We start from the raw sequence: 23,581 nt of genomic DNA, 5'->3' as shown, positions 1-23,581 counted from the left end.
TATCTTATTGATGATACGGCCTCTCATGGTACAAGGATAGGGATAACACAGGATGCAGGACCGGTTTATTCTTTAGGTGGTTGTTGATTATTCTTTTCACCTAATTGTTCCAGCAGCTTCAGACCCAGCAGTCCGCTAATAGGACCATTATTGCCATCGCCACCACCACCGATCAGTATGTCAGGCATAATCTTAATATGCTGTTCACCGATCGCTTCCATCACTTTCAATTGTGTGAAGTTGTTACCACCCATAGCTTCCACCGCCAGCTTATAGGACTCAGCGCTTGATTTACCAATCGCCAGTATCTTTTCAGCTTCTGCATTACCTGTTAAGGAAATTTTTTCAGCTTCTGCTCTTGCCGTTAGTTCCGTTCTTTCAGCTTCTGCTTTTGCCAGCACTCTTACTTTTTCTGCTTCACCACTTGCCAGCAGTTTCATACGATCTGCTTCTGCATTGGCTTGCAGGCGTACACTGTTTGCATCACCTGTCGCTTTCTTTACAGAAGCATCTGCGATTCTTTCCGCGATCAACACACCCTGATCTGCTTTTACGATATCTTTCTGTATCTCTGCGATAGCGGTTTCTTTTTCCAGTACCTGCCTGGTTTCCTGTGCACGCATCTGTGTTTCATAAGTCACCTTTTGTTCTTCAGCGATCTTACGATCAGTCAGTGTTTTCATCAGGCTTTCAGGAGGAACGATATCGCCGATCAGTGTATCTACACCAAACACGTTGTATTGTTCCAGCACACGGCCAATGTGTAGTTTCGCAGATTCCTGTCTTTCTTTTCGGCTCTTCAGGAAGTCGATCACTTCAGCATCCTGCGCAGAGTTACGGAAGTAGTTGCCGATGGTAGGTTCCAGTACCTGGGTGACCAGGTTACTCATGTTACCAAAGCGGGCAATTACCTTAGGTGCTTCGCTGGCAGGGATGTGAATAATCTGTGCCACATCGAGGTTGAATGTAAAACCATCTTTACTGCGTACGGTAATGGTAGAGAGGTTTTTATCCAGCTGGTGGGCCTCACTGCGGGCACTCGCCCAGTTCAGTACCAGGTTTGTAGTAGGTACATATTCTACCTTCATGATGTAAGTATTGATAGGATACTTACCGGGCCCTAATGGTTCTGCCCACACACCTTTGTAGTTTTTACCTACAATGTTACCGTGTTTGAAATCGGTACCACTCAGGTCTTCACCTTCGTTACCTACATAAGAGATTACGACACCCACATGGCTGATAGGAATTTCGGTCATGGTGCGCATCTCTACCTTTGCAAACCATGGGTTCATAAAATAAGAACCAGAGAGGATCACCTGTTCCTGTAATCCTTTGTAGCCGCCTTTTTCAAGGAAAGCATCGGCATCCTGAAAGTTTCTGTGACCTTCTATAATCTTACCAGCGATCTGACCGTTTTCAATCGCCTTACCTTCCATTGTAGTGACAATACCCACCGCATTGTCAGGTACATTCACCATATCCGTGATTTCCACTTCAAAGATGAAGGTGTTAATACGATAAGAACCGGGTGTCATAATCGCCGTTTGACGACCTTTCTGACCCCCACTTTTCAGGAACGCTTCCGCATTCTGGAAAGCATCGCAATCTACACGGCGGGCCAGGATAGCGCCGGGTTGCAGCTCTGCACCATCTTTTGCCAATACAAGTCCGATCTTACCTGTAGGGATCACGGTGAAAGCCTGGAACTTAACATCGTACTGCCAGAACCATTTCCAGAAGTACACACCTGGGGCAAGTGTTTGGGCCTGAAAACCAGCTTCTCCATCAGTGGCCAGAATGCGGCCTTCTGGGAGTTCCTGTTTACCCACCAATACGAATTTCTTGGTGACAAGACCTATTTTATCTTCGGGTACGATCACAAGGCCAAAGAATACGCGGAGAATGAAACGGTACAATACAAGGCATAGTACGGGGATGCCAAGCAGCATCAGCCACCTGATTACATCAGTTGTTTGCATAAAAGTTGTTGGTTTATGTATTTGAATATATGAAATAGAAATCCATGTCAGGTATGTCCCAATACCTGTGAATTTTGTGCGTGCGCGCAGTCGTAATAGCTATAATGCTTTAATTAAAATACTGGTGGGGAAGTATTGAAAATTGTGAAGATTAAATAGTGCAGATTACGAAAATTGCAATTTGCGGGCTTATTGTACATTGTAAATATTATTACCATACAAAGGTTATAACTATTTTTTGAATTCCAAAAAAGTTTTAACAAATCGTATACAACTACAAATTATTGGAAAATAACTTTTTAAGAAAGAAGTGCCTGAAATTGAGAAGAGGGCATAAAAAAATATGTATTTTTTGACGGTAGTATACCTCGAAAACATACCACTACCATCAAAAAATACGTTATTTTTAATGAACACACTGCAAAAAAATATTTTTGAACAGTGGCCAGATAATATCCTAGACCTATGAAAACTTACATGTTCGTAATGCCTGTGTGCATGGCTTTCGCCTGCAAACAATCAGCTTATTTGCCGGAAGGCAGAAAAATCCCTTTAGGAGATAGTGTAGGTGTCATTACCATCCAATTACCTTCGGAGTACGATACTGCATTTTCCTTTGTTCATTATGAAATGGGAAAAGACTACCTCTTGTACCGCTATCAGCCTAAAACATTGCCTTTGGATAATAGTGACCGGCTCACTGTCTATCTGTCTATAGACAAGATAGCCGATACTGCAGAAGCTATTCACCAGTTATTTTCAAGGCATGAACAACTACTCATTGATACCACTATGAATATCAATGGCAATCAGTTTTATATCTATGAAAGCAATTTCCAGCAGGACTCTTTCTTCTTGCAGACAGTGGAAGCCTCAACGGTGAGAAAAGGACGTACACTGACGCTTTTGTTCGAAAAGCGTTCCCCCGATGCAGACACCTCTTTCATAGAGAGTTCCAGAAATGCCCTGCTGGCAATGCGTATTGACTAAAAGACCTATCCGGGCAGCAATTGCCAGCACGATTAATTGTGGTTTATCGTGGGCCGTTGCATGCCTGAATACTAAACTGTTGGGCATGGATTGAAGCTGGGCAAATTCAACGTCATCACCGCATGATCTAATTCTGCCCGCATTTGCGCGATGTATTCGTTGCTTTCCTTCTTCAATTGCTCTGCCAGTTGTTTGTAGTATTCAATGCCACTCAGCAGGTTCTTCTTGAATGTTTGTAATGATTTTACCTGCTGTGCTGTCAGTGAACTGCTTGTTGCTAATTTCTTTTTGAAATAATCCATATACAGATGCAGCTCATTGATAAACATATTCGGACGGTAAATTTTATTCAGCAAATTCACCCTGCCGTATATATGATTTACCATTTCCGTCAGCGAGAAGATGCCGGAGAAATAAGCCAGGTTAGGTCCAGGGCATATCGTCACGGCATTCAGGTTATGTGATAATGGTAAGCCGTTATTGATCAGTACAGAACTTGTTAAACCTTCACAGAGACAGTCTTTTACTACTATCTTTTCAAATGCTTCTTTGTATTCCTCACCACTCAGGTTCATTGCTTCCAGTTCTTTCAGCTTCAGATTTTGATATTCTCTGGATGCGGTACAGATTGGATTTTTAGTAAAAGTCGTATCTGTTACCAGGAATTTTTTATAGCAGGGGCTACCCGGTCTTTTTTTCTCAATCCTTGTTTCCAGTTGCTTTTCAGCAGAAGTTCTGCGTAGGTTGTTGAAAGGCACACCCAGGGGAGATGCATCACTTACATAATAGTCTTCTTTCCGGGCTGTAGCCAATAGCTGCAGCGTTTCAGTATCTACGTTCGTTGCTTCCGGTACTAACAGGAATGGGCTGCCCCAACCTGTAGCATCCATGGAATAATATTCTAACAGGAACTCCTGTTCATTGGCAGTACCTATACCACCTTGTACGGTGATCAGTTGTGGAGGCTGTACGGGATAGTGTTTTACATTGCTGCACAGCGCAAAAAGCTCAGCCGCTAAATCGGCTCTCTTGGTTCTGAACTCTTCCAGGATAGGTCCGAGTAGTAAACCATCGGTGGCAAATGCATGTCCGCCACAGTTCAGCCCTGACTCAATTCTGAACTCAGAGATCCAAATGCCTTTCTTGGCAAACAGTTTACCTTGTATCAGTGCAGAGCGATAGTCGCTCACTTTCAGAATGATCTTTTTCTTCAGTTGACCATTTTCGTCAGGCAGGAAATCTGTCAGTTGCTCTACATAATTGTAAAGGCGTGGATTATAGCCTGCAGACAATACGACAGAGCTGCTCAGTTTACTATCGGCAAAACCTCTCAATGCCGCAATTGCATCAGAATATTTTTCTGGCAGCAAATCACCATTCGCATCTGTACGCAAATTATCAACCTTACACATGATGTTCACATCAATCGAACCTGCTACCAGCTGGCTACGCAGGTAATCCTGGTCTACAGGCTCACCATCCAGCATTTTTAGGTACAGTTGTTTTACGGGAACATCGTCTGGCAGTAGTTCGAAATATTTACTCAGTTCGTTATCTTCAAAGAAAGGCAATTCGCGTAAAATGGTCATCTGGCGTTCCACCATTTCGTGGATCAGGTCAAGGTAACCTGTGATTCTTCTGGCTCTGTGGTCTTCTGCGCGCTCGCTGATAGGTTCGTAAGGATAGTCTAAAAGTTTTGAATAATGTGCCCGCATGCTCTCTATCACAACATCGTCGGTGATCGATATAACTGACGAGATCCCGAATCTCGCCACTTTGGCTGGCGTGTCTATGGTATACCCCAGACCGAGAACAGGGATATGGAAATGGTGCAACGTCGTAGTGTTCATTAGGTAAAGTTCACCAGATATTCGTTGCAGATTCCTGACCGTGAGCAGCCTTGTTACTGATGTAGCTCAGGCTTTTTGACTGATTTCATGCAGGTTTTTTAGATGTTGCAACTTAGATCTTTTTTATTGATGACCTCCCAAAATGCTTCATTGTACTTATCACTTACCGGAATGCGCTTATCGCCTATGTAGACGTGGTTATCCTGATTTTGCAGCAGGTGATCCAGGTTAATAATAAATGAGTGATGAATACGGAGAAACGGCAGCGCCAGCATTTCTTCAATTTCTTTGAGCCGGCGGTAGACGAGGATGCCTGATCCGCGGCTACTCTTTGTGGGTAGCCTTCTGCATTTTACGAATGAACAAGGTTTGAATGATGAGGGCGATCACATATAGAATCAATAACCCCATGAGGGTTTGGGTGATAGCCGGTGAGGTGATGTCGGTGGCGAGTGGATGTCCTAATGGTACCCGGGTGAGTGTTTCATTCACTGCAGGGATGAGGGACAATAATAAGGTGGTGGTCATAAGAAAGTTCTGTACATATTTGGTCCATGCCTGATTGGAGCGATGCAACCAATACGCAATTGCTAAAAAAAGTAAAATCATGATCGCCAATGCATGACCCGGATTGAAACCACCTGCTTTTGATAAGCCGAAGGCGGTGATACAGGCAAATACGGTCAGAATGGAGTAGTAATTTCCTGTGGTGGTGCCGGGTTGAATTTTGCCGGATTGGATAAAAGCTGCAATTGCAAAAATGATAGCGACGATCGAAATGATCGTATGGATGGTGCCGAGTACGGATAAAGAGATCATATTGTTTGTGGTTTTAGTCATACAAATCTCGAATGAATCCCTAAGAATAATTTTAACCCCGGTTAAAATCCAGAGGAAATATAGGGGATATGGGAAAGGCAATGCCTCTTACACCACAAACACCACTTACTACACCTGCTACTATTACTTCCGCTTCTTTAAGTGTATATTCCAACCCAGGTGGGTCTTCATCTTGTTATAACAACTTTTTATAATAACAGCCACCATATATAACTACCGCCATTATCTCCCCATACTAATTTAATCTTTTCTTTCATACCTGCGGCTGTCAGAGGCTTCCCTTTCTTAGGTGGTACAATACTCGTGGCAGGTACACTCGTGAGGTCTACATTCGTCGCAAACCAGGTTACATTATCATGTGGCAGGGCAATGCCTAATATCATACCTGGTAATCCTGTAAAAGACTCCGGCCCTCCTGACACATGTATCTGATCTGTATAAAACGCCACCACATAAATAGAATCCATCACAATGGCATTTGCTCTCCGGCATTGATAGCCGGCTATCTCCCTCGTTTCGCTGGTGATCTTCCATTGTATAGCTCTTGCTGTATCATTGATCAGCATGTTGTCGCCATACACCTGTTTCTGGCAGGTATACAAGCCTGTAGTCAAATCTGTATAGATCAGGTTTGACTGATAGACCCCTGGTGAATTCGACATAAAATCCTGTGCCCCCGGATCTGGCATAGGTGTAAACAATGTACGGTTGGCAGCAAAACTCAGTTTTGAATTGAGCCTTTTGAACTGAGGATTGGAATTACGCCATGATTCTAAAAATTGTTTCGATATACCATCATCCGGTCTTTCTTTAATGCGTTTGTTGATATACGCATGCATATTGATCGTTTTCTCAAACGTAATCGTACCGGTGGATGGAAAGCGCTGTTGAGCTGTCAATGACTGTATACCCAATAAGCATACAGCAATCAGTATATAGGAAGTTCTCATGATTTAGGTTTTGCACCACCCATTTTATTGAAGTCCCAGGTGATGGTGAACATGAAATATCTTCTGATCGTGCTATAGGTATTCTGTGTAATCTGACTGCCTGATACATTTCTGGTAAAACCAGAATTCTGGTTCAGCAGATCATTCACCGAAGCCGCTACTCTCAGTTGTTTTTCCTTCAGGAATTTCCGGCTTACTTCCATATTCCAGATCGTTCTCTTCAGATCTGTATTAAACGATTTGGTTTTTGGAGAATAGGTAAAATTCGTTCTGGAATAAAACTCGAAATTTTTTGGAAGGAATACCCGGAACTCAGCACCCGCATCGAATCCTAATCCATTACTATTCAGGCTGGGCAACAGTGATGATTTCTGAATGGTATAATTTGGCCGGGCGTTAATTTCGAAGTAACCTTTTTTGTCGGCATTCTTTCTAAGGGTGAGCTCTGGCGAAATGGTGTATGACGTCGCTTTGTTCAGCACACTGTTTACCAGGTTATAAGACACATTGGTATTGGCAGACAACATCGTTGCAAGGCTCATACCCCACAAGTTGGTTTTGAAATCACGCATCGCCCAGATACCTCCATTGTAGCCATTCTTTTTAATATTAGCATATTGATAAGTGCTGGCACCAGCTGAATCTGTCATTACATTCGATACAATCGAATTGTGTTTGAGAGAGAAGTTGGCATTCAGGTACATGTATTGCTGCGTAATTGCTTTATAGGTATTGTAATTCCAATAGAAATCCTCGCTATAAGATGGATCCAGATCCGGATTACCCAGGTGTACATTCAGCGGATCAGTATTAATTCTCACAGGCTGCAACTGTGTTACCGTTGGCAATTGCGTTTTCCTGGTTGCATTAAAGGTCATGGATTTTGACTGACTGAATGTATATGTAAAGTAAACCTGTGGATTGATGTTGACAAAGTTTCGTTTGAAAGTACTGTTATCATAGCGGTTCAGCTGTTCGAATGCTACGTTGGATACCTTGGTACCAGCACTGATCCTGTATTTGGTCGCCTTGTAAACAAACATAGCACCACCCTGATGAGAGATATTGTCAATCTTGAAATTGTTGCTATACAGGCTATCCAGTACATCGTACTTTTCGGAATCATTCTTTTTGTATGTACTTAGATTGCTATTGGCATTGGTCATTACGAAGTCATACGAGAAGGCAATCTGTGCTTTGCCGGACAGTGGTTCATTGAAGGTAGCATTGGCGGTCAATGTATTGTTGTCGCTATGCTGCACCCTGTTCTGATCATTGACTACACTACTATCCAGTGTTTCTTTTTCATTATAATAATTGATAGCAGATTTCAGGAACTCATTACCGTTACTGCTGGTATGGCTCTCACTGATACCCATAGAGAATTTTCTGCCTTTCTTTTTCAATTGCTTATTGAATAAGATGCCGGCATTGAAAGTGGTTTCATCCGTTTTAGAATGCACTGTCCTGCTGTTAGTATTGAGTAGTGTACTATCCTGTCGCAGGCTGGTAGTATTATACTCGTTATCAACAGAACTGTTCCTTGAACCACCGGCAGCATTCACCACCAGTGTGCTGGTGGTATCCAGTTTAAATTCAAAGCGGCCATTGCCTTTATGACGGAAGAGGTAATTATGGAACTTTTGGTCGGAGGTGGTATTGATATAGGAAGAAGGCAATGTGTTTTGTGTAATCACATGCTTGTCTCCATCTACCGCCAATGATCCTATTCTATAATTGACATTGACGGTGGTCTTGTCATTATTGAATTTATTGTCGTAGTGCAAACCACCATTTTTAGCGGTGGGCAGGCCTTCTCCATAGTATTCACCATTATAGCTTTCCAGCTCATCGTTGGTCTCGCCGGTAATGGTTATACTACCATCGTCTCCAAAGTTGAAGTTGTAGTTACTCATGCCATACTTACTACTTTCACCCCAATCCATACCAAAATGGCCGGTGTTGTCAAATATACCATAAGCGGAGAATCGTTCTTTGCCTTTGAATGCATTGAACATCAGCTTACCGGTATAGAAATTTTCTGTACCGCCAGCGGCTTCGACCTTGCCGAAGTAACCGTTTTTCTTATCTTCCTTGAGTTTGATGTTGATGGTTTTCTCTTTCTTGCCATCATCAATCCCCGTGAAGTTAGCCTGGTCGCTGGATCGCTCGTAGACCTGTACTTTGTCTACCATATCGGCACGAATGTTTTTCGTCACGAGAGTAGGGTCGTCGCCAAAGAATTCTTCACCATCCACGAGCACCTTATTGATGGTTTTGCCCTGGGCGGTAATCTTTCCATCTTTGTCAACTTCTATCCCCGGAAATTGCCGGAGCAGGTCTTCTACTTTTGCATTCGGCTCTACATGAAATGCAGAGGCGTCATACTCGGTGGTATCGCCTTTGATCTTCATTTCCGCTTTCTTGCCCTGGATGAGTACTTCCGTTAATAGTCGCGACCTCAGGAGCATATTGATACCCTGAAAATCGTATACGGGTTTAGTAGAATCCAGGCTAAACTCTGCGGTGTAGTCTGCATATCCCGGGTAGGATACGAGCAAAATAAACTGGCCGCCTTCCTGAAGCGGCACAGAAAAATTGTGACTGGAATTATTCCAGATGAACTTACAAAGGGTGGAATCCTTTGCTCTGAGTACGCTGATCGTGGCATCAGTAATCTTTATTCCGGCAGCTGAATCGGTCAAACTTCCTTTTACTGCATAAGGCTGCTGGGCATATAGGTAACATGAGCACAAACAAAGAAGAAGGAGTATAGGTCCTGCTTTCATTTGTAAAATTTTGATGCATGGGTTAATCCGTCTTCACTTGTCCCTCTAGGTTATCAAATCAAAAATAAACTAAATTTTTAGTTGTGAGTCCGTGCATGCCATTTTAACAAAAATTTATTAAAATCCGTCGAAGATAAAAGGTGTATTCTCAATGGCTTTAGCAGGAAGTTTTTCATCTCTGATGCTGGCCTGGTAGGCGAAGCAGGCGATGATGACGGCGGCTTGTTTCAAGTCTTCTATTTGTAAATGATCATAGTCGTCCAGGTTTGTATGATGGGTTTTGCTGTTATAATCTACAGGGTCCTGAATGAATTGAAAGGCAGGAATACCTGCCCAGTCAAAAGACAGGTGATCGGTAGAGCCGGTGTTGTGGATAGTGATCGTATTGGCGCCTAAAGTATCGAATGGAGCGAACCATTTTTTGAAGATGGGTACGACGGCGGTGTTGTTTTGGGCAAAAATTCCCCTGATCCTGCCGGTGCCGTTGTCCAGGTTAAAGTAGACGGAAATGTTTGACTGGGATGGTTTTATTTGCCTGGTTTTCTTTTCCCTGAAATGATTGGTGACATAGTTAAATGAGCCATGCAGGCCCTGTTCTTCCCCTCCCCATAATGCGACTCTGATCGTTCTGCCAGGTTTGAGTTTTAGTGAATCCAGTAGTCGCAGGGCTTCCATCATAACAACACAACCGGCAGCGTTATCAGTGGCACCGGTGGCGGCTGTCCAGCTATCGAGGTGGGCACCCAGCATCACGACTTGTGAGTTCAGTTGTGGGTTAGATCCTTTTAGCTCTGCAATCACGTTAAAACCGGGTACTTCGTCTGTAGAAGCTTTTACCTGTAAGTTCATTTTCAGCACCACCTTTTTTAATCGGCTCATGCGTTGTGCATCTTCATTGGCGATATCTGCTTCCGGTAGTACCATAGGGCTATTTTTTCTAAACCCATAAGTGGCCTGGTTCATCACTACACCATTATCACTGTTTCCTCTTGCCGCAATGATACCGATGGCCCCTGCCTGTTTTAATACCTTTCTACATACGGGCAGGTTATGGAGATACACCTGAATGTGTTTCATTTCCTCCGGCGATATCATATAGGTATCTTTCATCGTGTCCAGTGCTGCCTGATCATATCTGGTAGCGGCCACCCCGAAATTCTTATAAGTATCTACAGGGTTGCTTTCGATCAGGATGAATTTATCTTTGAATTGGGCCGCGTGATGTTGTAACCAGGCAGAATCCAGTGATTGCTCACGAGTGATGGTAGTCACCTCTCCCTGCAGATGATCAGCGGCGGGTGACCATGGCACCGGATAAGCATGTATCGGAAAATAATAAGGATTGACGGCATCCAGGCTAAAGCTCTCCGCCTCCCATTGAATACCGAAAGGACCCCAGGATTCAGTGCCGGCATAGCTCACATGCCATTTTTTAAATTCCTGTACCGCCCAGTCGGCAGCTCTTTTAAATCCAGGAGAACCTGTAAGCCGGCCACCAGATTGGTCTGTCAGCCCCTGGGCTAATTGAGGAATATGAGAGCCTGCAAATTCTGCCTGCATAATTTTCTGAACGATGGCAGGATCGATCGCGTCCTGCGCAAGGCAGTATTGGTGGCATGCTATAGCTATGAGCGAAAGCCATAAAATTTTCATGTGCGGGTCCTTTAATTAAGGTTAACTAATCACCGTAATTTATAACAATCCTTCAAAACCATACTTAGCCATGCTCCAAAATTCATCCAGTGCAATGATGCGGGGTTTGAAAAATGAGATAATTGCAGGCCAGTCTTCGCTTTGTAATACATTGATATTTTCCAGCCGGGTACTGATGGTACTCATTGTTTTTCCATACTCGTCCATGGTATTGGGCTGCCATTGCCACTTTTCTCCCAATGTCGTTTCCAGCACCGCTTTGTTGACGACAAATAACTCATAGAACCGGGGATCAGGTTGTGTAATGACAATAGCTACGCTGGCATGCCGGCTATCGGCATCCATTTTAAAAAACACACCGGGAATGCCTGTCTTATAGTTCAGCCAGCTAATAGGCTCCCCATCCGCAGATAGCACGGGTTTCATATATCGGCCAAAGGCGGTCCAGAAATTCTCTTTCAGTTTTGAAACTTCCTGTTTGGAATACATGCCGCGAAAATACTCACTGTAGGCACCCCCGCAAAATTTTCGCAATATTCTTTGCGTCGTCCATGTTCTTGTAGTGGGCAGCATCCAGGGAGATCTTTAGTATACTCAGCGCTTTTTCATACTCTCACAGGACAATTCGGGTTTTTAATGTGTACAAGAGATCCTGGCCTGAAAATAGTCTAGTCAAACTTGATGAACATTTTATCAAAATTGATCGTCATGGATTTGAATTGCCTGATAATATCCTGTCCTATATTGCCATACACCAGCTCGTTGTTGATTTTCTCTTTGAGTACAGGTACACTATCCAATACCACATCCTTTTCCATGATATTAAAATGATGTTTGATTTTATAAGCCTCCAGTTCCCTCTTTCCACCAGCACCACCAAAACGAATATGTACAGGTTTATAATTCGCAGCAATCTCCTCTTTATTGGCCTCGTAAAAGTTATGATATAGGAAGGTCTCATCTGCACCTGTATCGAAAGTATAATGTTTGCCATCGATAAAGATCAATGGAGATAACCTGTCGATAGCCATATTGGGTTCGGTATGGATAGCCGTTTCATTTTCCGGTATAACCAGGTAACCATCCTGTGTGAGTTGAACTTCTTTCAATGCACAGATCACAGGATATCCTAATATGCCTTCAATCTTATAACTGATCTGTGGAAAAGCCAGCGCAGAATCAGCGAGTACAAGAAACACCGCATTATTTATTTCTATATTCCCCAGTTTGAACTGCTTACATACCCCCAATTGTGCCCTTACAGTTGCACCGGTAATAGCCCCTACTTCTATATCAGCAGGAATGATTTGCAGGTGTAACCGCTTCGCTGTAGAAAGAGATATCGTAGACATATTTGCACCTGTATCGAAAATAAAATCAGCCGTATCTTTTCCTGCTATAGCAACCAGGTTATTGAGTCCTGCTTTATCCTTTTTCATTTTTAACCTGTTCGTACCATGTATAACCACACGTTGTGGGGGAGTATGTTCGAGGGCTGTCCACATGTGCAGACTATTGGTCAGGTCCTCCTGCCCATCGGGGGATAGCAGGTATTTGTATTGCTGCAGCATGGTCTGGGCGGTGGCTTTGGCCGTTTTGTAGTCAAATGCTTTTACCGCATTGTCTTCTTTTACTTTGTATAGCTCGAACCACAGGCTATCAGAAAAGTCTCCCTTCAGGTTAGCGATACGCTGTTCCGAAAGGGAGACTTTATTAAATGCATTGTCCAGTAATGCCGCTAAATAGTTTTGTTGCGCATTTGAGAGCGAAGTATGTTTGCTGTCATACAGTGTTTTTGCATGGAAGAAATTCTTCTGCATGATAAGCGTATAGATCTGGTTGAAAGTCGGGTTGTTGGTCTGGCCGGTACAAACGATACTCACCAGCAAAAAGATGAGGTAAATTGTATATTTCATATTTCTGAATATACAAAAACCTTGCTAAATACGGATCAGTTCTATTTCACCAGATAACTTTACATCATCACCTACAATCAGGTTACCGGCTTCATTGAGCAGGTGAAAGTTCAAACCAAAATCTTTCCGGTTGATTTTTCCATTGATTTCAAAACCGGCTCTGTGGTCATTGAACCTGCCGATACCGCTACCTGTATGTTCTACTTGTAGGGTAACAGGCCGGGTATTATTTAAGATGGTTAGTTCACCTTTTAGCGTCTCATTCGCTAATATGCCATTGAATGTAATGGCAGGGAATTGGGCAGCGTCAAAGAAGATGTTTGAGGTAAGATGGCCGTCGCGTTCTTTATTATTGGTGTCTATGCTTTGTACTTCCAGTGTGAAGGTAACAGTAGCCTGTTCGAAGTTGTCATTGTCAGTTTGTACAGTGCCGCTGAAAGCTCTGAAGTAGCCCGATACGTTGGCGATGCCAAGGTGTTTTACTTTAAAACCAATTTGAGAATGTCCGGGATCAATGTTCCATTGTGTCATAACTTTAATTTTTGGTCAAAGCTATAAGGAAGAAGGGGGGAATATTTTACCATAGGGTAAATAATCAATGAATAGTTCGGAGCTGGCTAGTGGTGAATTTACCTGATTGTCCTGATCCTGCTTAGCGACTGCTGCGTTATTCCCAGGTATTTCGCCATATCCCCCAGGCTAATTCTTTGATGGATTGTATTATTCTCCTCTACAAACAACCTGTACCTATCCGCTGCATTCTCTTCCAGCATTTCACTGATCCTTTTCATCATCCTGGTAGCTGCAATACCCACCAGCTTACGAAAGAACGTCTCCATGGCATGATGTTGTTTACATAACCCCTCCATGACCTCATAACGAATCATAGTAACAGTTGTATCTTCCAGCGCTACCATATTAAACTTCGATGGCACCTGGTTCAAATAACTATCAAACACAGAAAAAAGCACATTCTCAGAAAAGAACCGCATAATAAACTCCTTATCATCCTTCTCAGAGAACGACTTGATCAATCCTTCATTAACAAAATAAAGATTCCTGCAGGTTTCCCCACTCCGCAGCAGGAACGCTCCTTTATTGTAAGACTTAGTGATCGCCTGCGAAGTCAGTTCCCACAACACAGCATCTTCCAACGGTGAAAACTGCTTACAAAACAGCATCAGATCTGCCATATTAATTAAATGAATTTCGGAATTCCAATGGCGCTAACTGTGTCTTCGCCTTAAACAATTTACTAAATGACTGTGGATAATCAAACCCTAATCCATAAGTAATCTCACTCACTGACAAACCGGTAGTGGATAACTGTTCCTTAGCCTTCTCAATGATTTTTTCCTGTATATGTTGCTGGGTGCTCTTGCCTGTTAAAGTCTTCAGTAAGTTGCTCAGGTAGAGTGCTTTAATGGCGGCTGTTCTATCTTCCTTGCTGGTGATGATTGTCAGTTCATGCTGATGAAGGAGTTGTGCCAGTGGTAACCCGATATGGCCTAAGGAGCCTGTTAATAAGATTTTCATGATGTTTGATTTTATACTACAAAACTCCTGATAAGCGGGGGTCCAGGCGTAACCAAATCTAAGGTTGTTGTGTTCAAATCCATAACATATGTTATCGTGTAGCGAAATAGCGGAAGATACCTTTGCAATATGAAAACAATATATTGGATCTCGACAAGCCTGCTATCACTCTGGATGGGCTTAAATGCGTTTTTTTATGTGACCAGTCCAGCAGCTAAGGCGCTATGTACACATTTTGGATTCCCTGATTACTTTAGGGTAGAACTTGCTGTTGCCAAAGTAATTGGAATTGTGGTATTGCTGGGCGTGAAAGGGCGTATTAAAGACTGGGCATATGCAGGCTTTACCATCACGATTATTTCCGGTGTCATTGCCCATTGCTGTTCCGGTGATGGCTTTCCTTTCTCTGCGTTGTTGGCGGCGGTGATATTGGGGGTATCTTACTATAGTTTCCTACATTTGCAACATGGTGCACCCACTGCGAGCTCATATAGAAGCCATCAGCAAACTCACTGATGAGGAATTTGAATTCATCCTGTCTCATTTTACTCCTGTTAAACTGAAGAAACACCACCTGCTTGTCAGGGAAGGGGAGTTGGTAAAGTGTGAATACTTTGTGTTGAAAGGTTGTCTCCGCGCTTATATGACTGATGAGAAATCAGGTAAGGAATATACCTATCAGTTCGCCGCTGAAACCTGGTGGATATCAGAGCGGGATGCATTTTTAAATCAAACTCCTTCAAAAACGGCTATTGAATGTTTGGAAGATTGTGAGTTACTGGCCATTACCCTGGAAGATACCTTGAAGGTGGGGCGGGAACTCTGGAAGTATGAACATTATAAAAGTGTCAAGTCTGCCCATGGGTTTGTTGCATTGCAAAAGCGGCTGCAGCTGATGATTATGGGAAGTGCGAAAGAACGGTTTGAGCATTTTGTAATGCAATACCCGCATTTATATAACCGGATACCGAAAGCGATGATTGCTACGTATCTGGGGGTAACCCGCGAAACGATAAGTCGTTTGTACCGTAAATAATCTGGGTAGCATACGTAATTTTCCAGTCAGATCTCCTGCTAGCCCCGAAGTAAGTCGTTTGTACCGCAAATAGTGTTACAAATGTCACAATTTTAAAGTGACAATTGTCCTTTGACAGCGGTGCTTTGAGCCGCAATTTTGTGTCTCAAATTACAAACGACATGAAATATTTGTTTTTATCTCTACTGTTTTTCGCAACATTTGCCACTTATGCACAAGAGCAACCTGGCTACTATCGCATGGCATTAGGCGATTGTGAGATCATCGCTATCTCCGATGGTACTGTTCCCCTGAATTTAAAGAGTTTATTACACGAAAAGAAAGCCGGTGAAATTGAATCCCGGTTAAAGCAGAACTATCTGGACACGATTGTAGAAACATCCATTACTGCTTACCTGGTAAAGACCAATAATCAACTCATCCTGATCGACGCTGGTACGGGCAACTTTTTGGGCGCCACTTTAGGCAAAGTTCGTCACAACCTGGAAGCAGCAGGTTATAAGCCGGAAGAGATCAATGCAGTTTTATTAACTCACCTGCATGCAGACCACGTAGGTGGTTTAAGTGAAGGTGGTAAAATGGTCTTCCCAAATGCGACTCTTTACATCAGTCAGCCGGAAGCTGATTTCTGGTTAAACCCAGCCAACAAAGCCACTGCCAATAAAAGAGCGACGTCTTTCTTTGATCCTGCACAACAATCAATTGCTCCCTATCAACAGGCAGGGAAGGTAAAAACATATGCTCCTGCCGCACAGTTATTACCGGGTATCAGTGCCATTGCATTAGCAGGGCATACGCCAGGTCACAGTGCTTTTATGCTGACCAGCAAGGGTGAAAAAATCGTCTTTGTAGGTGATATTATTCATGCTGGTGCAGTACAATTGTCAGATCCAGGTGTGACGATTGATTTCGATGTGGAATTTGCGGGTGCTGAAGCATCGAGAACGAAAGCCTTTGATGATGCTGCAAAGCAAGGGTATTGGGTGGCCTCGCCACATTTATCATTCCCCGGAATTGGACATGTGAGAAAGGTGGGCAAAGGATATGAGTGGTTGCCAATTAATTATATGACGGTAAAGTTTCTGCATTAGTGCAGAAACTTTCTTCTAAAGCAAAAAGAATGGATATTTTGCTTTCATCATACTTTCTCCCGATAAAGCTTTTTTCACGCCTCCAATACGGAGCCACCGCAAGGGGGCTATTCCTCTATATCTCCTTATTAAATATCTCCAACGCCTCCGTATCCCCATACTCCACTATCAACTTCCTCAACCGCTCCTTCAAATCCTTCACCACCTTTGCATACTGGGTATCCTTATACACATTCACCTTCTCCCCCGGATCCTTCTTCAAATCAAACAACTCCCAACTCTCCACTCCCTTATAAAACCTCACCAACACGAAATCCTTCGCCCTTATCCCAAAATGCGGACTCACATGATGCGGTTGCGGATACTCATAATAATGATAATACACATCCTTCTTCCAATCCTTTGGCTCCTTCCCCTTCAACAAAGAAAAGAATGACCTCCCCTGTATATCCGCTGGCGCTTTTATCCCCGCAAAATCCAAAATGGTCGGCGCCCAATCCACATTAGACACAAACCCATCTACCTTAGTTCCCGGTTTTATCACTCCCGGATACTTCGCCACAAACGCCGTTTTCAAAGACTGTTCATATATAAACCGCTTATCAAACCACCCATGCTCTCCCAAATAAAACCCCTGATCAGAAGCATAAATCACCACTGTATTCTTACTCAACCCCGTACTATCCAGGTAATCCAGGATACGCCCAATATTCCTATCCAAAGACTTCGCCGTTGCATAATAGTCCTTCAGGTAGCGTTGGAACTTCCACTTTGCCAACTCCTTTCCACTTAATTTCTTTGCATCAAAATCATCCGAAATCTTGCCATAATACTTCTCATACGCCCCTGCCTGTTCTGGATCCAACCTGGCATACCCCTTGTTCACATATCGCTTATTAGGCCCTGCATCTGCAGCATCTTTCAATGCTGCCCCAAATTTCTGATGCACTTTCAGATCCAGGTCCAACAGCATCGTCTTATCAATCGTCATATCCTGATCCTGCGCCGCCAATCTCGAATCGTAGTTGTCAAAGAAATCATCCGGCAATGGGAAATCAATATTATCATACGCACCCAGATCCTGTACATCCGGCAACCACTCCCTATGTGTAGCCTTCTCTCCTACTACTGCAAAGAATGGCTTACTCGTATCCCGCTTCTGCAACCAGTCAAAGAAGAACTCAGAGATCAGGTTCGTCACATACCCCTTATACTGAATCGTATCATTCTGATTATTGATAAACTCCGGGTTATAATACTGACCCTGCCCTGGCAAGATATTAAAGTAATCAAACCCAACTGGCAAACTACCCAAATGCAGCTTGCCAATCCACGCCGTCTGATACCCTCCCTGCTGCAATAAAGTAGGGAAGTTCGTCTGATTCACATCATACCGTTTTTCATTCAGGGTATACCCATTTTTATGGCTATACTTGCCTGTCAGCAAAGTCGCCCGGCTCGGCCCACAAATAGAATTCGCTACAAAGTTGTTATTCAGTAACGCACCGGCATTGGCTATCCTGTCTATATTTGGCGTCTGCACCAGCTTATTACCATAAGCACTCGTCGCCTGATAAGCATGGTCGTCAGACAGGATAAAGATGATGTTAGGTCTGTTTTGCGCCTGCGTATACAACACTGTTGTCAACAACACGCAAAGCAACCCAAATGGACGTAATAACATGGTCTGGTTATTTAAAAGTTAATATCCTGTGTTTGACTAACAGTCTACTAATTTAGTAGAGCAAATAAAGTAAATATATTCCCGGAATGAAAGTATTTGGTGAAATTTTTTTTCAGCAGTAATTTAGAGAGAGTTATGATCGCTGAATTTCAAGCATATTGCCGCACACTAACGCTACTCTCGGATGAAGAGATAGAGCGGGTTACTGCATTCGCAGTTCCCAAAGCGCTACAGCGAGGGGAGCACCTGTTGCAGCAGGGACAGGTATGCCGGCATAAAACGTTCATAATAAAAGGCTTATTACGTAATTACGGTACTGCTGCCGATGGTACTGAATACATTTTACAATTCTCTTCAGCTCATCAGTGGATATTAGATCCTGAAAGTTATCACCTGCAGTCTGCCTCAAAATTTAATATAGCTGCCATAGAGCGTACTGATGTATTGCAATGGCCAAAGGCTGAATTTGATACCTTATTAAGCGGGATTCCGACCCTGAATACTTATTCCCAGCAATTGATCTCCAGGATTAATTATACCGGCCGGCAGCGGCTGTTTACGACGCTTAGTGGTACGCCTGAAGAAAAGTATGATGACTTTGTTATTAACAACCCTGATTTACTCTCCCGTGTTCCACTCCATATGATCGCTGCTTACCTGGGTATGTCATTAAAGACATTGACCCGTATACGGCATGCACAGTTACATCGATAATTTAAATATGGTCAAATGACCACATTTTCACTACCACATTAAATGACTTTTGTATCAACAAATTAAATCATTCATTTATGCGGGTATTTGTTACAGGAGCTTCAGGTTTTGTTGGCTCCGCTATCGTAAAAGAACTGTTACAGGCAGGACACGAGGTATTGGGTATGGTGCGTTCTGACATCAATGCCGAAACATTGAAAAAAATAGGTGCAGCAGCACACATGGCAGACCTCAATGATATAAAAAGCATCAAAGCGGGCGCAGTGCAATGTGATATGATCATTCATACAGCGTTTAATCATGATTTCTCCCGGTTCAAACAAAGTAGTGAAGAAGATCATCAGTTGATTCTGGCATTAGGAGAAACAAAGTTGCCGTTCATCGTTACATCTGCGATTGGTTTGTTAAATTATGGACGTCCTGTTGATGAAAGTGATACACCTCCACCATCAAACAAGGTACCGCGTGCGGCTACAGAAGAAGCGGCCCGCAGTGTCGGTGCTTATATAGTAAGACTGCCGCCTACTACGCATGGAGAAGGTGATCATGGGTTTGTGCCTATCATTATTAACACAGCTAAAGCAAAAGGTGAATCTGCTTACATTGGCGAAGGGAATAATACCTGGGCTGCGGTACATCGTTTTGATGCAGCGGTATTATACAGGTTGATTGTAGAAAAGCAGCCGGCGCAAAAAGTGTTTCATGCGGTAGCGGAAATGGGGGTGCCTTTTAGAGAAATAGCGACTACTATAGGGAATGGATTGAATATTCCAACAGTTAGTAAGACAGGTGCAGATGCGGAAGCGCACTTTGGGTGGTTTACGCATTTTGCAGAAATGGGAGTGGTGCCTTCGGCAGAAGAGACAAAGAAGGTATTAGGCTGGGAGCCAAGAGAGAAAGGGATATTGAAGGATATTGTGGAAGGAGGATATTTAAAATAAGCCACATATTCAAGCATCATTTTAAAAAAGGGGATTTATCCCCTTTTTGCGTTTCTGCACTTGTCGCGTTGGAAATTAGTTCTAATTTTCACCTGATTTTACAACTCCAATTCACGAATATTTCCAGATAGTATTTTTCTGGCGCTGGTGTATAACCAGTGCAGGTGGAATACTATTGTCAAGACACTAAGCTTTTAACTCATAATGTTATGATTATTAATTCCCGATTTTTATATGGCCTTCTGGTGATGGCGTGCTTCGGGGGATGCAAACATGAGCCCTCCTTTGATCCTTATGGCCTTGGTCTTACTGAACGCCTCAATGCCTATAACAATGTACAGTCGAATGTTAAAAACGGCACCCCTGATTTATTTATTGACTTCTCAGCAGGTATTAACAATGCCTTCAAAACCTCTACTGTCAACAGTCTGTTATCAGAATGTTTTAATACAATACTGACCGACAAGTTTGAAGTATATAAGCTGGGATCTAATGAGGTAACCCCATTACCAGTGACCAATACCACGCAGCTTGGACAGGAGATAAGTAATCAAAGTAATTATAAAGATATCTGGGCGCCTATCCAGAAAGCTGTCGAAAAAATCACAGCAGCCGATAATGATGCGCTCCTGATTACCGATTTCGAAGAATGGAATGATAAAACTGAAGTAACTAATACTGCCTATCTGAAACTTCCATTTTCAAAATGGCTGGCTAAAGGCAACTCCATCCATTTCTTCATAGTAGACTATAAGGAAGGAAACGTAGACAAACATATCTATTTTACCATTTTCAATAGTACCAACATCCTACTCTCCAAACTCTCGCCTAAACTCAGTCCCTACAGCACCCGGTTCGATTTGTCTACAAGCGCATTTACTTTATCAACAAACTATGCAGACCCAAAATCAGGGGGCATTTACAATAATAAAAATGATTTAGACCTAAAGAAAGATCAGTACATAAAAGGTGAATGGTATGAATACTATCCATTGGGCCTTGATTGGAAAAATATAGCAGACATACATAAAGAAGTGCCGGAAGAATTCTCCGACATATTCCGCAACCTCTTCATAGACCTCAGCAACCAGGATAGCTATACCTTCAAAGCATTCGAAGTACAAACTTTCAATGTAACTACAGATTTCACAAATTTTGCAAAAGCTGATTATGCATTACACAATCCTCCCAAAACTACCAAAGGGAAAAATGGTGAAACCAAAATGTCCGACGAAGAAAAAGATCCAATAATACTTGAATGCTATAACGACGACGGTTCAATAAAAGATGCCTGCAAATACCATCTGCAAACATTACAACCGCTTTCCAATTATTTCCACCTTAATCAACCCTTATTTGATAATACCAGCAAAAGCGATAACAAACATGTAGAACTAGGAATCACCTTCGATTCCAATTTTACTCCTGCAGAAGCTGATACTTTTTTGAAAATAAATATCGTGCTCACTGCCGCTACCCCCAATATCGACAATCCAAAACTGGAAAAATTCAAATGGGTCAATACGAAAGGAATACCCAATATCGCGTTATATGAATCTATAAAAAACACTTTACTGGAACTAAAACCTGAAAACAAAACTATATACACCTATTATATCAAAACATTATAGTCATGGAATCAATTACTGCCTACACCGTATCTGTCATTATCACCCTTGTCATCTTATTCATCGCCGCTATCATTGCTAACCTCATCAAATTCGAAGGTGGCAGCAGACCCAAAGATCCCAAAATCAGGAAACTTTGGTTTTGGGTGTTATGTCTGATCAACCCCATTCTCATCTTCCTCCTCGGCTTCTTTGTATTTATGCCCGATGGTAACAGGATGGTGATAAAAAATTACCTCGCCGCCTTAACCATAGGTACCGTGGCAGGCTTTTTCTTATACATCCTGTTAGGCTTCATCCTCAGCCGCATCTTCACAAATGGTAAGCTAGGTCACTGGTTTTAATCTGCAATCATGATGGACAAATTATTCGTTATCGCGGTCGGTGGTACCGGCATGCGCTGCCTCGAAGCCTTCACTCACCTTTGTGCAATAGGCATGTTCGACAGCAAGGAAATTGAAATGCTCACTCTTGATACCGATCAGGCCAATGGCAACAAAGGCCGTGTGGAAAAACTGATTCAGTTATACAACCGGATTAAATCCGGCGGTACCCCCAATGCAAATACCTTCTTCTCTTCTAAATTAAACCTCTACCGGTTCTATACCAACTATTCCGGTCAGGGCAGAGAGAATTATAAGAATATTTCGAAATTGAATTCAGGCACACCTGAACAACAAAAAGGCAATAAACTCATCTCCGACCTTTTTCTTGACAACGAATCTGTACAGGAATTCGACCTCTCTCACGGCTACCGCGCACAAACACACCTGGGCTCTATGCTCATGTACCATGGTATGATCGAGGCTGCCAGAAATATTGTAAGAGGCACAGATGTAAAGGTACAGGAACGGGAACTGGATGAATTTGTTACCAAACTGGAACTCGCCGGACAAGATGCTCGTGTGTTCATCTTCGGCTCTATCTTCGGTGGCACAGGCGCGTCTTCTATTCCCATCATTCCCAAAGCCCTGCAGGAATTCATAAAGATCCGCTCCAAAGGCGCTTCCAGCATAGACTTTTCCAAAGCGAAGTTCGGCTCTACCCTGCTCACTGAATACTTTACTTTCAAAAAGCCCAATGACAAACAGAAAGCCAGTAAAGAAAACAGTATCATCGCAGATGCCTCTTATTTCCCCCTGAATAGTCAGGCTGCCCTGCAGTTTTATCAAAGCGATCCTACCGTACAACGATGCTATAAAATGCTTTATCACATCGGTTGGCCGGTAGAAAGTAAACCTGTGGACAATGGCAGTACCCAGACCATCACCGGTGGTGCTACCCAGGAAAATGCGGCACACGTCACAGAATTACTGGCAGCCTGTGCAGCCTATGATTTCTTTACCCGAACAACCGGTCTGGATGTAGATAAAACTGAATACGTATACAAAGCAGTAGACTTTAATAGCAATGCCTTCAGTTTCTCCATTCACGACTTTGTGGGCAATGGTAATAAAGCAGGCGAACGATTCGCTAACAAAATCGGTGCTTTCTTTTCACTGGCACATATTTCACTCACGGTGAATAATGCGGCAAACGGTGACGCCGGCATCAAAGGTTTTATTACCAGATGCCAGGAGCAAAAAATTACCCAATATAATACCATCACCGATGCTGAATGTAGCGAAATCAATGACTACTTCAAAGCATTCGCATACACCTTCGAAAGCGCGCGATTCACACCCGGTTGGTTGTACCAGGTAAGGAACACAGTTGCCCCGGGTACTTTCATCTTCGATAGCAAAGCCTTCCCTGATAATCTCTCTGAATTGAAGAAACTGGATGTCGGCACCATCTTCCCCGATGAAAAAAATCACTGGCCCAAAGGAGGATTACTGGCTAACAGATATGACACCTTTGTCAAAAAGCTGATCAACCTGGGACCATCCGAAGAGCAACAGGTCAATACCACAAAAGAAAAATTCCTCGCTCATATCTACAATGCGATCACTCATTCACAGGGCTTCCATTTAATCTGAAA

At 43.0% G+C, this 23,581-nt stretch carries 22 protein-coding genes and 1 pseudogene; 10 read left to right on the top strand and 13 right to left on the bottom strand.

Going from position 1 to position 23,581, the window contains the following annotated elements:
• Positions 1 to 65 precede the first annotated feature (65 nt).
• Entirely contained in the window at positions 66 to 1,982 is a 1,917-nt protein-coding gene (locus tag SIO70_RS03165; protein ID WP_320579346.1) for an SPFH domain-containing protein, read from the bottom strand.
• A 465-nt stretch (positions 1,983 to 2,447) separates the two neighbouring features.
• On the opposite strand from SIO70_RS03165, the gene SIO70_RS03160 reads away from it, so the two are divergent.
• Positions 2,448 to 2,972: a hypothetical protein gene (locus SIO70_RS03160; protein WP_320579344.1), complete on the top strand. Its 525-nt coding sequence runs from the start codon at positions 2,448 to 2,450 to the stop codon at positions 2,970 to 2,972.
• Between the two features lie 71 nt (positions 2,973 to 3,043).
• On the opposite strand, the gene SIO70_RS03155 is transcribed toward SIO70_RS03160, so the two are convergent.
• From SIO70_RS03155 to SIO70_RS33350, 3 genes are all read right to left on the bottom strand, one after another.
• On the bottom strand, positions 3,044 to 4,822 hold the full coding sequence (locus SIO70_RS03155) for a hypothetical protein (RefSeq protein ID WP_320579342.1): 1,779 nt from the start codon (positions 4,820 to 4,822) through the stop codon (positions 3,044 to 3,046).
• 98 nt (positions 4,823 to 4,920) lie between these two features.
• Entirely contained in the window at positions 4,921 to 5,097 is a 177-nt protein-coding gene (locus tag SIO70_RS33355; RefSeq protein WP_414017903.1) for a hypothetical protein, read from the bottom strand.
• A 49-nt stretch (positions 5,098 to 5,146) separates the two neighbouring features.
• Positions 5,147 to 5,431: a hypothetical protein gene (locus tag SIO70_RS33350; protein ID WP_414017902.1), complete on the bottom strand. Its 285-nt coding sequence runs from the start codon at positions 5,429 to 5,431 to the stop codon at positions 5,147 to 5,149.
• 111 nt (positions 5,432 to 5,542) lie between these two features.
• Between SIO70_RS33350 and SIO70_RS33345 the strand changes: the two genes are divergently transcribed.
• Complete coding sequence (locus SIO70_RS33345; protein ID WP_414017901.1) at positions 5,543 to 5,632, top strand: hypothetical protein; 90 nt, start codon at positions 5,543 to 5,545, stop codon at positions 5,630 to 5,632.
• A gap of 218 nt (positions 5,633 to 5,850) precedes the next feature.
• On the opposite strand, the gene SIO70_RS03145 is transcribed toward SIO70_RS33345, so the two are convergent.
• The 8 genes and pseudogenes from SIO70_RS03145 to SIO70_RS03110 form a co-directional block, all read right to left on the bottom strand.
• Positions 5,851 to 6,612 (bottom strand): GLPGLI family protein, encoded by a 762-nt coding sequence (locus tag SIO70_RS03145; RefSeq protein ID WP_320579339.1) that lies wholly within the window; start codon positions 6,610 to 6,612, stop codon positions 5,851 to 5,853.
• Positions 6,609 to 9,401: an outer membrane beta-barrel family protein gene (locus SIO70_RS03140; RefSeq protein WP_320579337.1), complete on the bottom strand. Its 2,793-nt coding sequence runs from the start codon at positions 9,399 to 9,401 to the stop codon at positions 6,609 to 6,611. The genes SIO70_RS03145 and SIO70_RS03140 overlap by 4 nt, the downstream gene beginning before the upstream one ends.
• A gap of 117 nt (positions 9,402 to 9,518) precedes the next feature.
• Positions 9,519 to 11,054, bottom strand: coding sequence for a M20/M25/M40 family metallo-hydrolase (locus SIO70_RS03135; protein ID WP_320579335.1), 1,536 nt, complete (start codon positions 11,052 to 11,054; stop codon positions 9,519 to 9,521).
• A 39-nt stretch (positions 11,055 to 11,093) separates the two neighbouring features.
• Positions 11,094 to 11,543 carry a DUF4268 domain-containing protein gene (locus SIO70_RS03130; protein WP_320579332.1) on the bottom strand — a complete coding sequence of 150 codons (450 nt, stop codon included), beginning with the start codon at positions 11,541 to 11,543 and terminating at the stop codon, positions 11,094 to 11,096.
• A gap of 179 nt (positions 11,544 to 11,722) precedes the next feature.
• On the bottom strand, positions 11,723 to 12,970 hold the full coding sequence (locus SIO70_RS03125) for a retropepsin-like aspartic protease (RefSeq protein WP_320579330.1): 1,248 nt from the start codon (positions 12,968 to 12,970) through the stop codon (positions 11,723 to 11,725).
• A 24-nt stretch (positions 12,971 to 12,994) separates the two neighbouring features.
• The gene (locus tag SIO70_RS03120) at positions 12,995 to 13,501 is read right to left on the bottom strand and encodes a YceI family protein (protein WP_320579328.1); all 507 of its coding nucleotides are present in this window, start codon (positions 13,499 to 13,501) and stop codon (positions 12,995 to 12,997) included.
• Positions 13,502 to 13,599: 98 nt separating this feature from the next.
• A complete protein-coding gene (locus tag SIO70_RS03115) occupies positions 13,600 to 14,163 on the bottom strand; it encodes a Crp/Fnr family transcriptional regulator (RefSeq protein ID WP_320579327.1) in 564 nt (187 codons plus the stop codon).
• A gap of 1 nt (position 14,164) precedes the next feature.
• Positions 14,165 to 14,383: pseudogene (locus SIO70_RS03110) on the bottom strand (helix-turn-helix domain-containing protein); the annotation flags it as partial.
• Positions 14,384 to 14,635: 252 nt separating this feature from the next.
• On the opposite strand from SIO70_RS03110, the gene SIO70_RS03105 reads away from it, so the two are divergent.
• The 3 genes from SIO70_RS03105 to SIO70_RS03095 all read left to right on the top strand — a co-directional run bounded on the left by SIO70_RS03105 (position 14,636) and on the right by SIO70_RS03095 (position 16,633).
• Complete coding sequence (locus tag SIO70_RS03105; protein WP_320579326.1) at positions 14,636 to 15,022, top strand: DoxX family protein; 387 nt, start codon at positions 14,636 to 14,638, stop codon at positions 15,020 to 15,022.
• Entirely contained in the window at positions 14,973 to 15,542 is a 570-nt protein-coding gene (locus tag SIO70_RS03100) for a Crp/Fnr family transcriptional regulator (protein ID WP_320579325.1), read from the top strand. The genes SIO70_RS03105 and SIO70_RS03100 overlap by 50 nt, the downstream gene beginning before the upstream one ends.
• 161 nt (positions 15,543 to 15,703) lie before the next feature.
• Positions 15,704 to 16,633 carry an MBL fold metallo-hydrolase gene (locus SIO70_RS03095; RefSeq protein ID WP_320579323.1) on the top strand — a complete coding sequence of 310 codons (930 nt, stop codon included), beginning with the start codon at positions 15,704 to 15,706 and terminating at the stop codon, positions 16,631 to 16,633.
• Between the two features lie 115 nt (positions 16,634 to 16,748).
• Here SIO70_RS03095 and SIO70_RS03090 read toward each other — a convergent pair whose 3' ends face one another.
• Complete coding sequence (locus tag SIO70_RS03090; protein ID WP_320579321.1) at positions 16,749 to 18,317, bottom strand: sulfatase; 1,569 nt, start codon at positions 18,315 to 18,317, stop codon at positions 16,749 to 16,751.
• A 135-nt stretch (positions 18,318 to 18,452) separates the two neighbouring features.
• Between SIO70_RS03090 and SIO70_RS03085 the strand changes: the two genes are divergently transcribed.
• The 5 genes from SIO70_RS03085 (at position 18,453) to SIO70_RS03065 (ending at position 23,579) form a co-directional block, all read left to right on the top strand.
• Entirely contained in the window at positions 18,453 to 19,031 is a 579-nt protein-coding gene (locus SIO70_RS03085) for a Crp/Fnr family transcriptional regulator (RefSeq protein WP_320579319.1), read from the top strand.
• A 77-nt stretch (positions 19,032 to 19,108) separates the two neighbouring features.
• Positions 19,109 to 19,972: an SDR family oxidoreductase gene (locus tag SIO70_RS03080; protein WP_320579317.1), complete on the top strand. Its 864-nt coding sequence runs from the start codon at positions 19,109 to 19,111 to the stop codon at positions 19,970 to 19,972.
• Positions 19,973 to 20,181: 209 nt separating this feature from the next.
• Positions 20,182 to 21,603 (top strand): hypothetical protein, encoded by a 1,422-nt coding sequence (locus SIO70_RS03075; RefSeq protein ID WP_320579315.1) that lies wholly within the window; start codon positions 20,182 to 20,184, stop codon positions 21,601 to 21,603.
• 2 nt (positions 21,604 to 21,605) lie between these two features.
• Positions 21,606 to 21,944: a hypothetical protein gene (locus SIO70_RS03070; RefSeq protein WP_320579313.1), complete on the top strand. Its 339-nt coding sequence runs from the start codon at positions 21,606 to 21,608 to the stop codon at positions 21,942 to 21,944.
• A 9-nt stretch (positions 21,945 to 21,953) separates the two neighbouring features.
• Positions 21,954 to 23,579 (top strand): hypothetical protein, encoded by a 1,626-nt coding sequence (locus SIO70_RS03065; RefSeq protein WP_320579311.1) that lies wholly within the window; start codon positions 21,954 to 21,956, stop codon positions 23,577 to 23,579.
• Positions 23,580 to 23,581: the final 2 nt, after the last annotated feature.

This window comes from Chitinophaga sancti (assembly GCF_034087045.1).
GTDB classification, from domain to species: Bacteria; Bacteroidota; Bacteroidia; order Chitinophagales; family Chitinophagaceae; genus Chitinophaga; species Chitinophaga sancti_B.
This window is presented reverse-complemented; position numbering and strand designations above follow the sequence as displayed.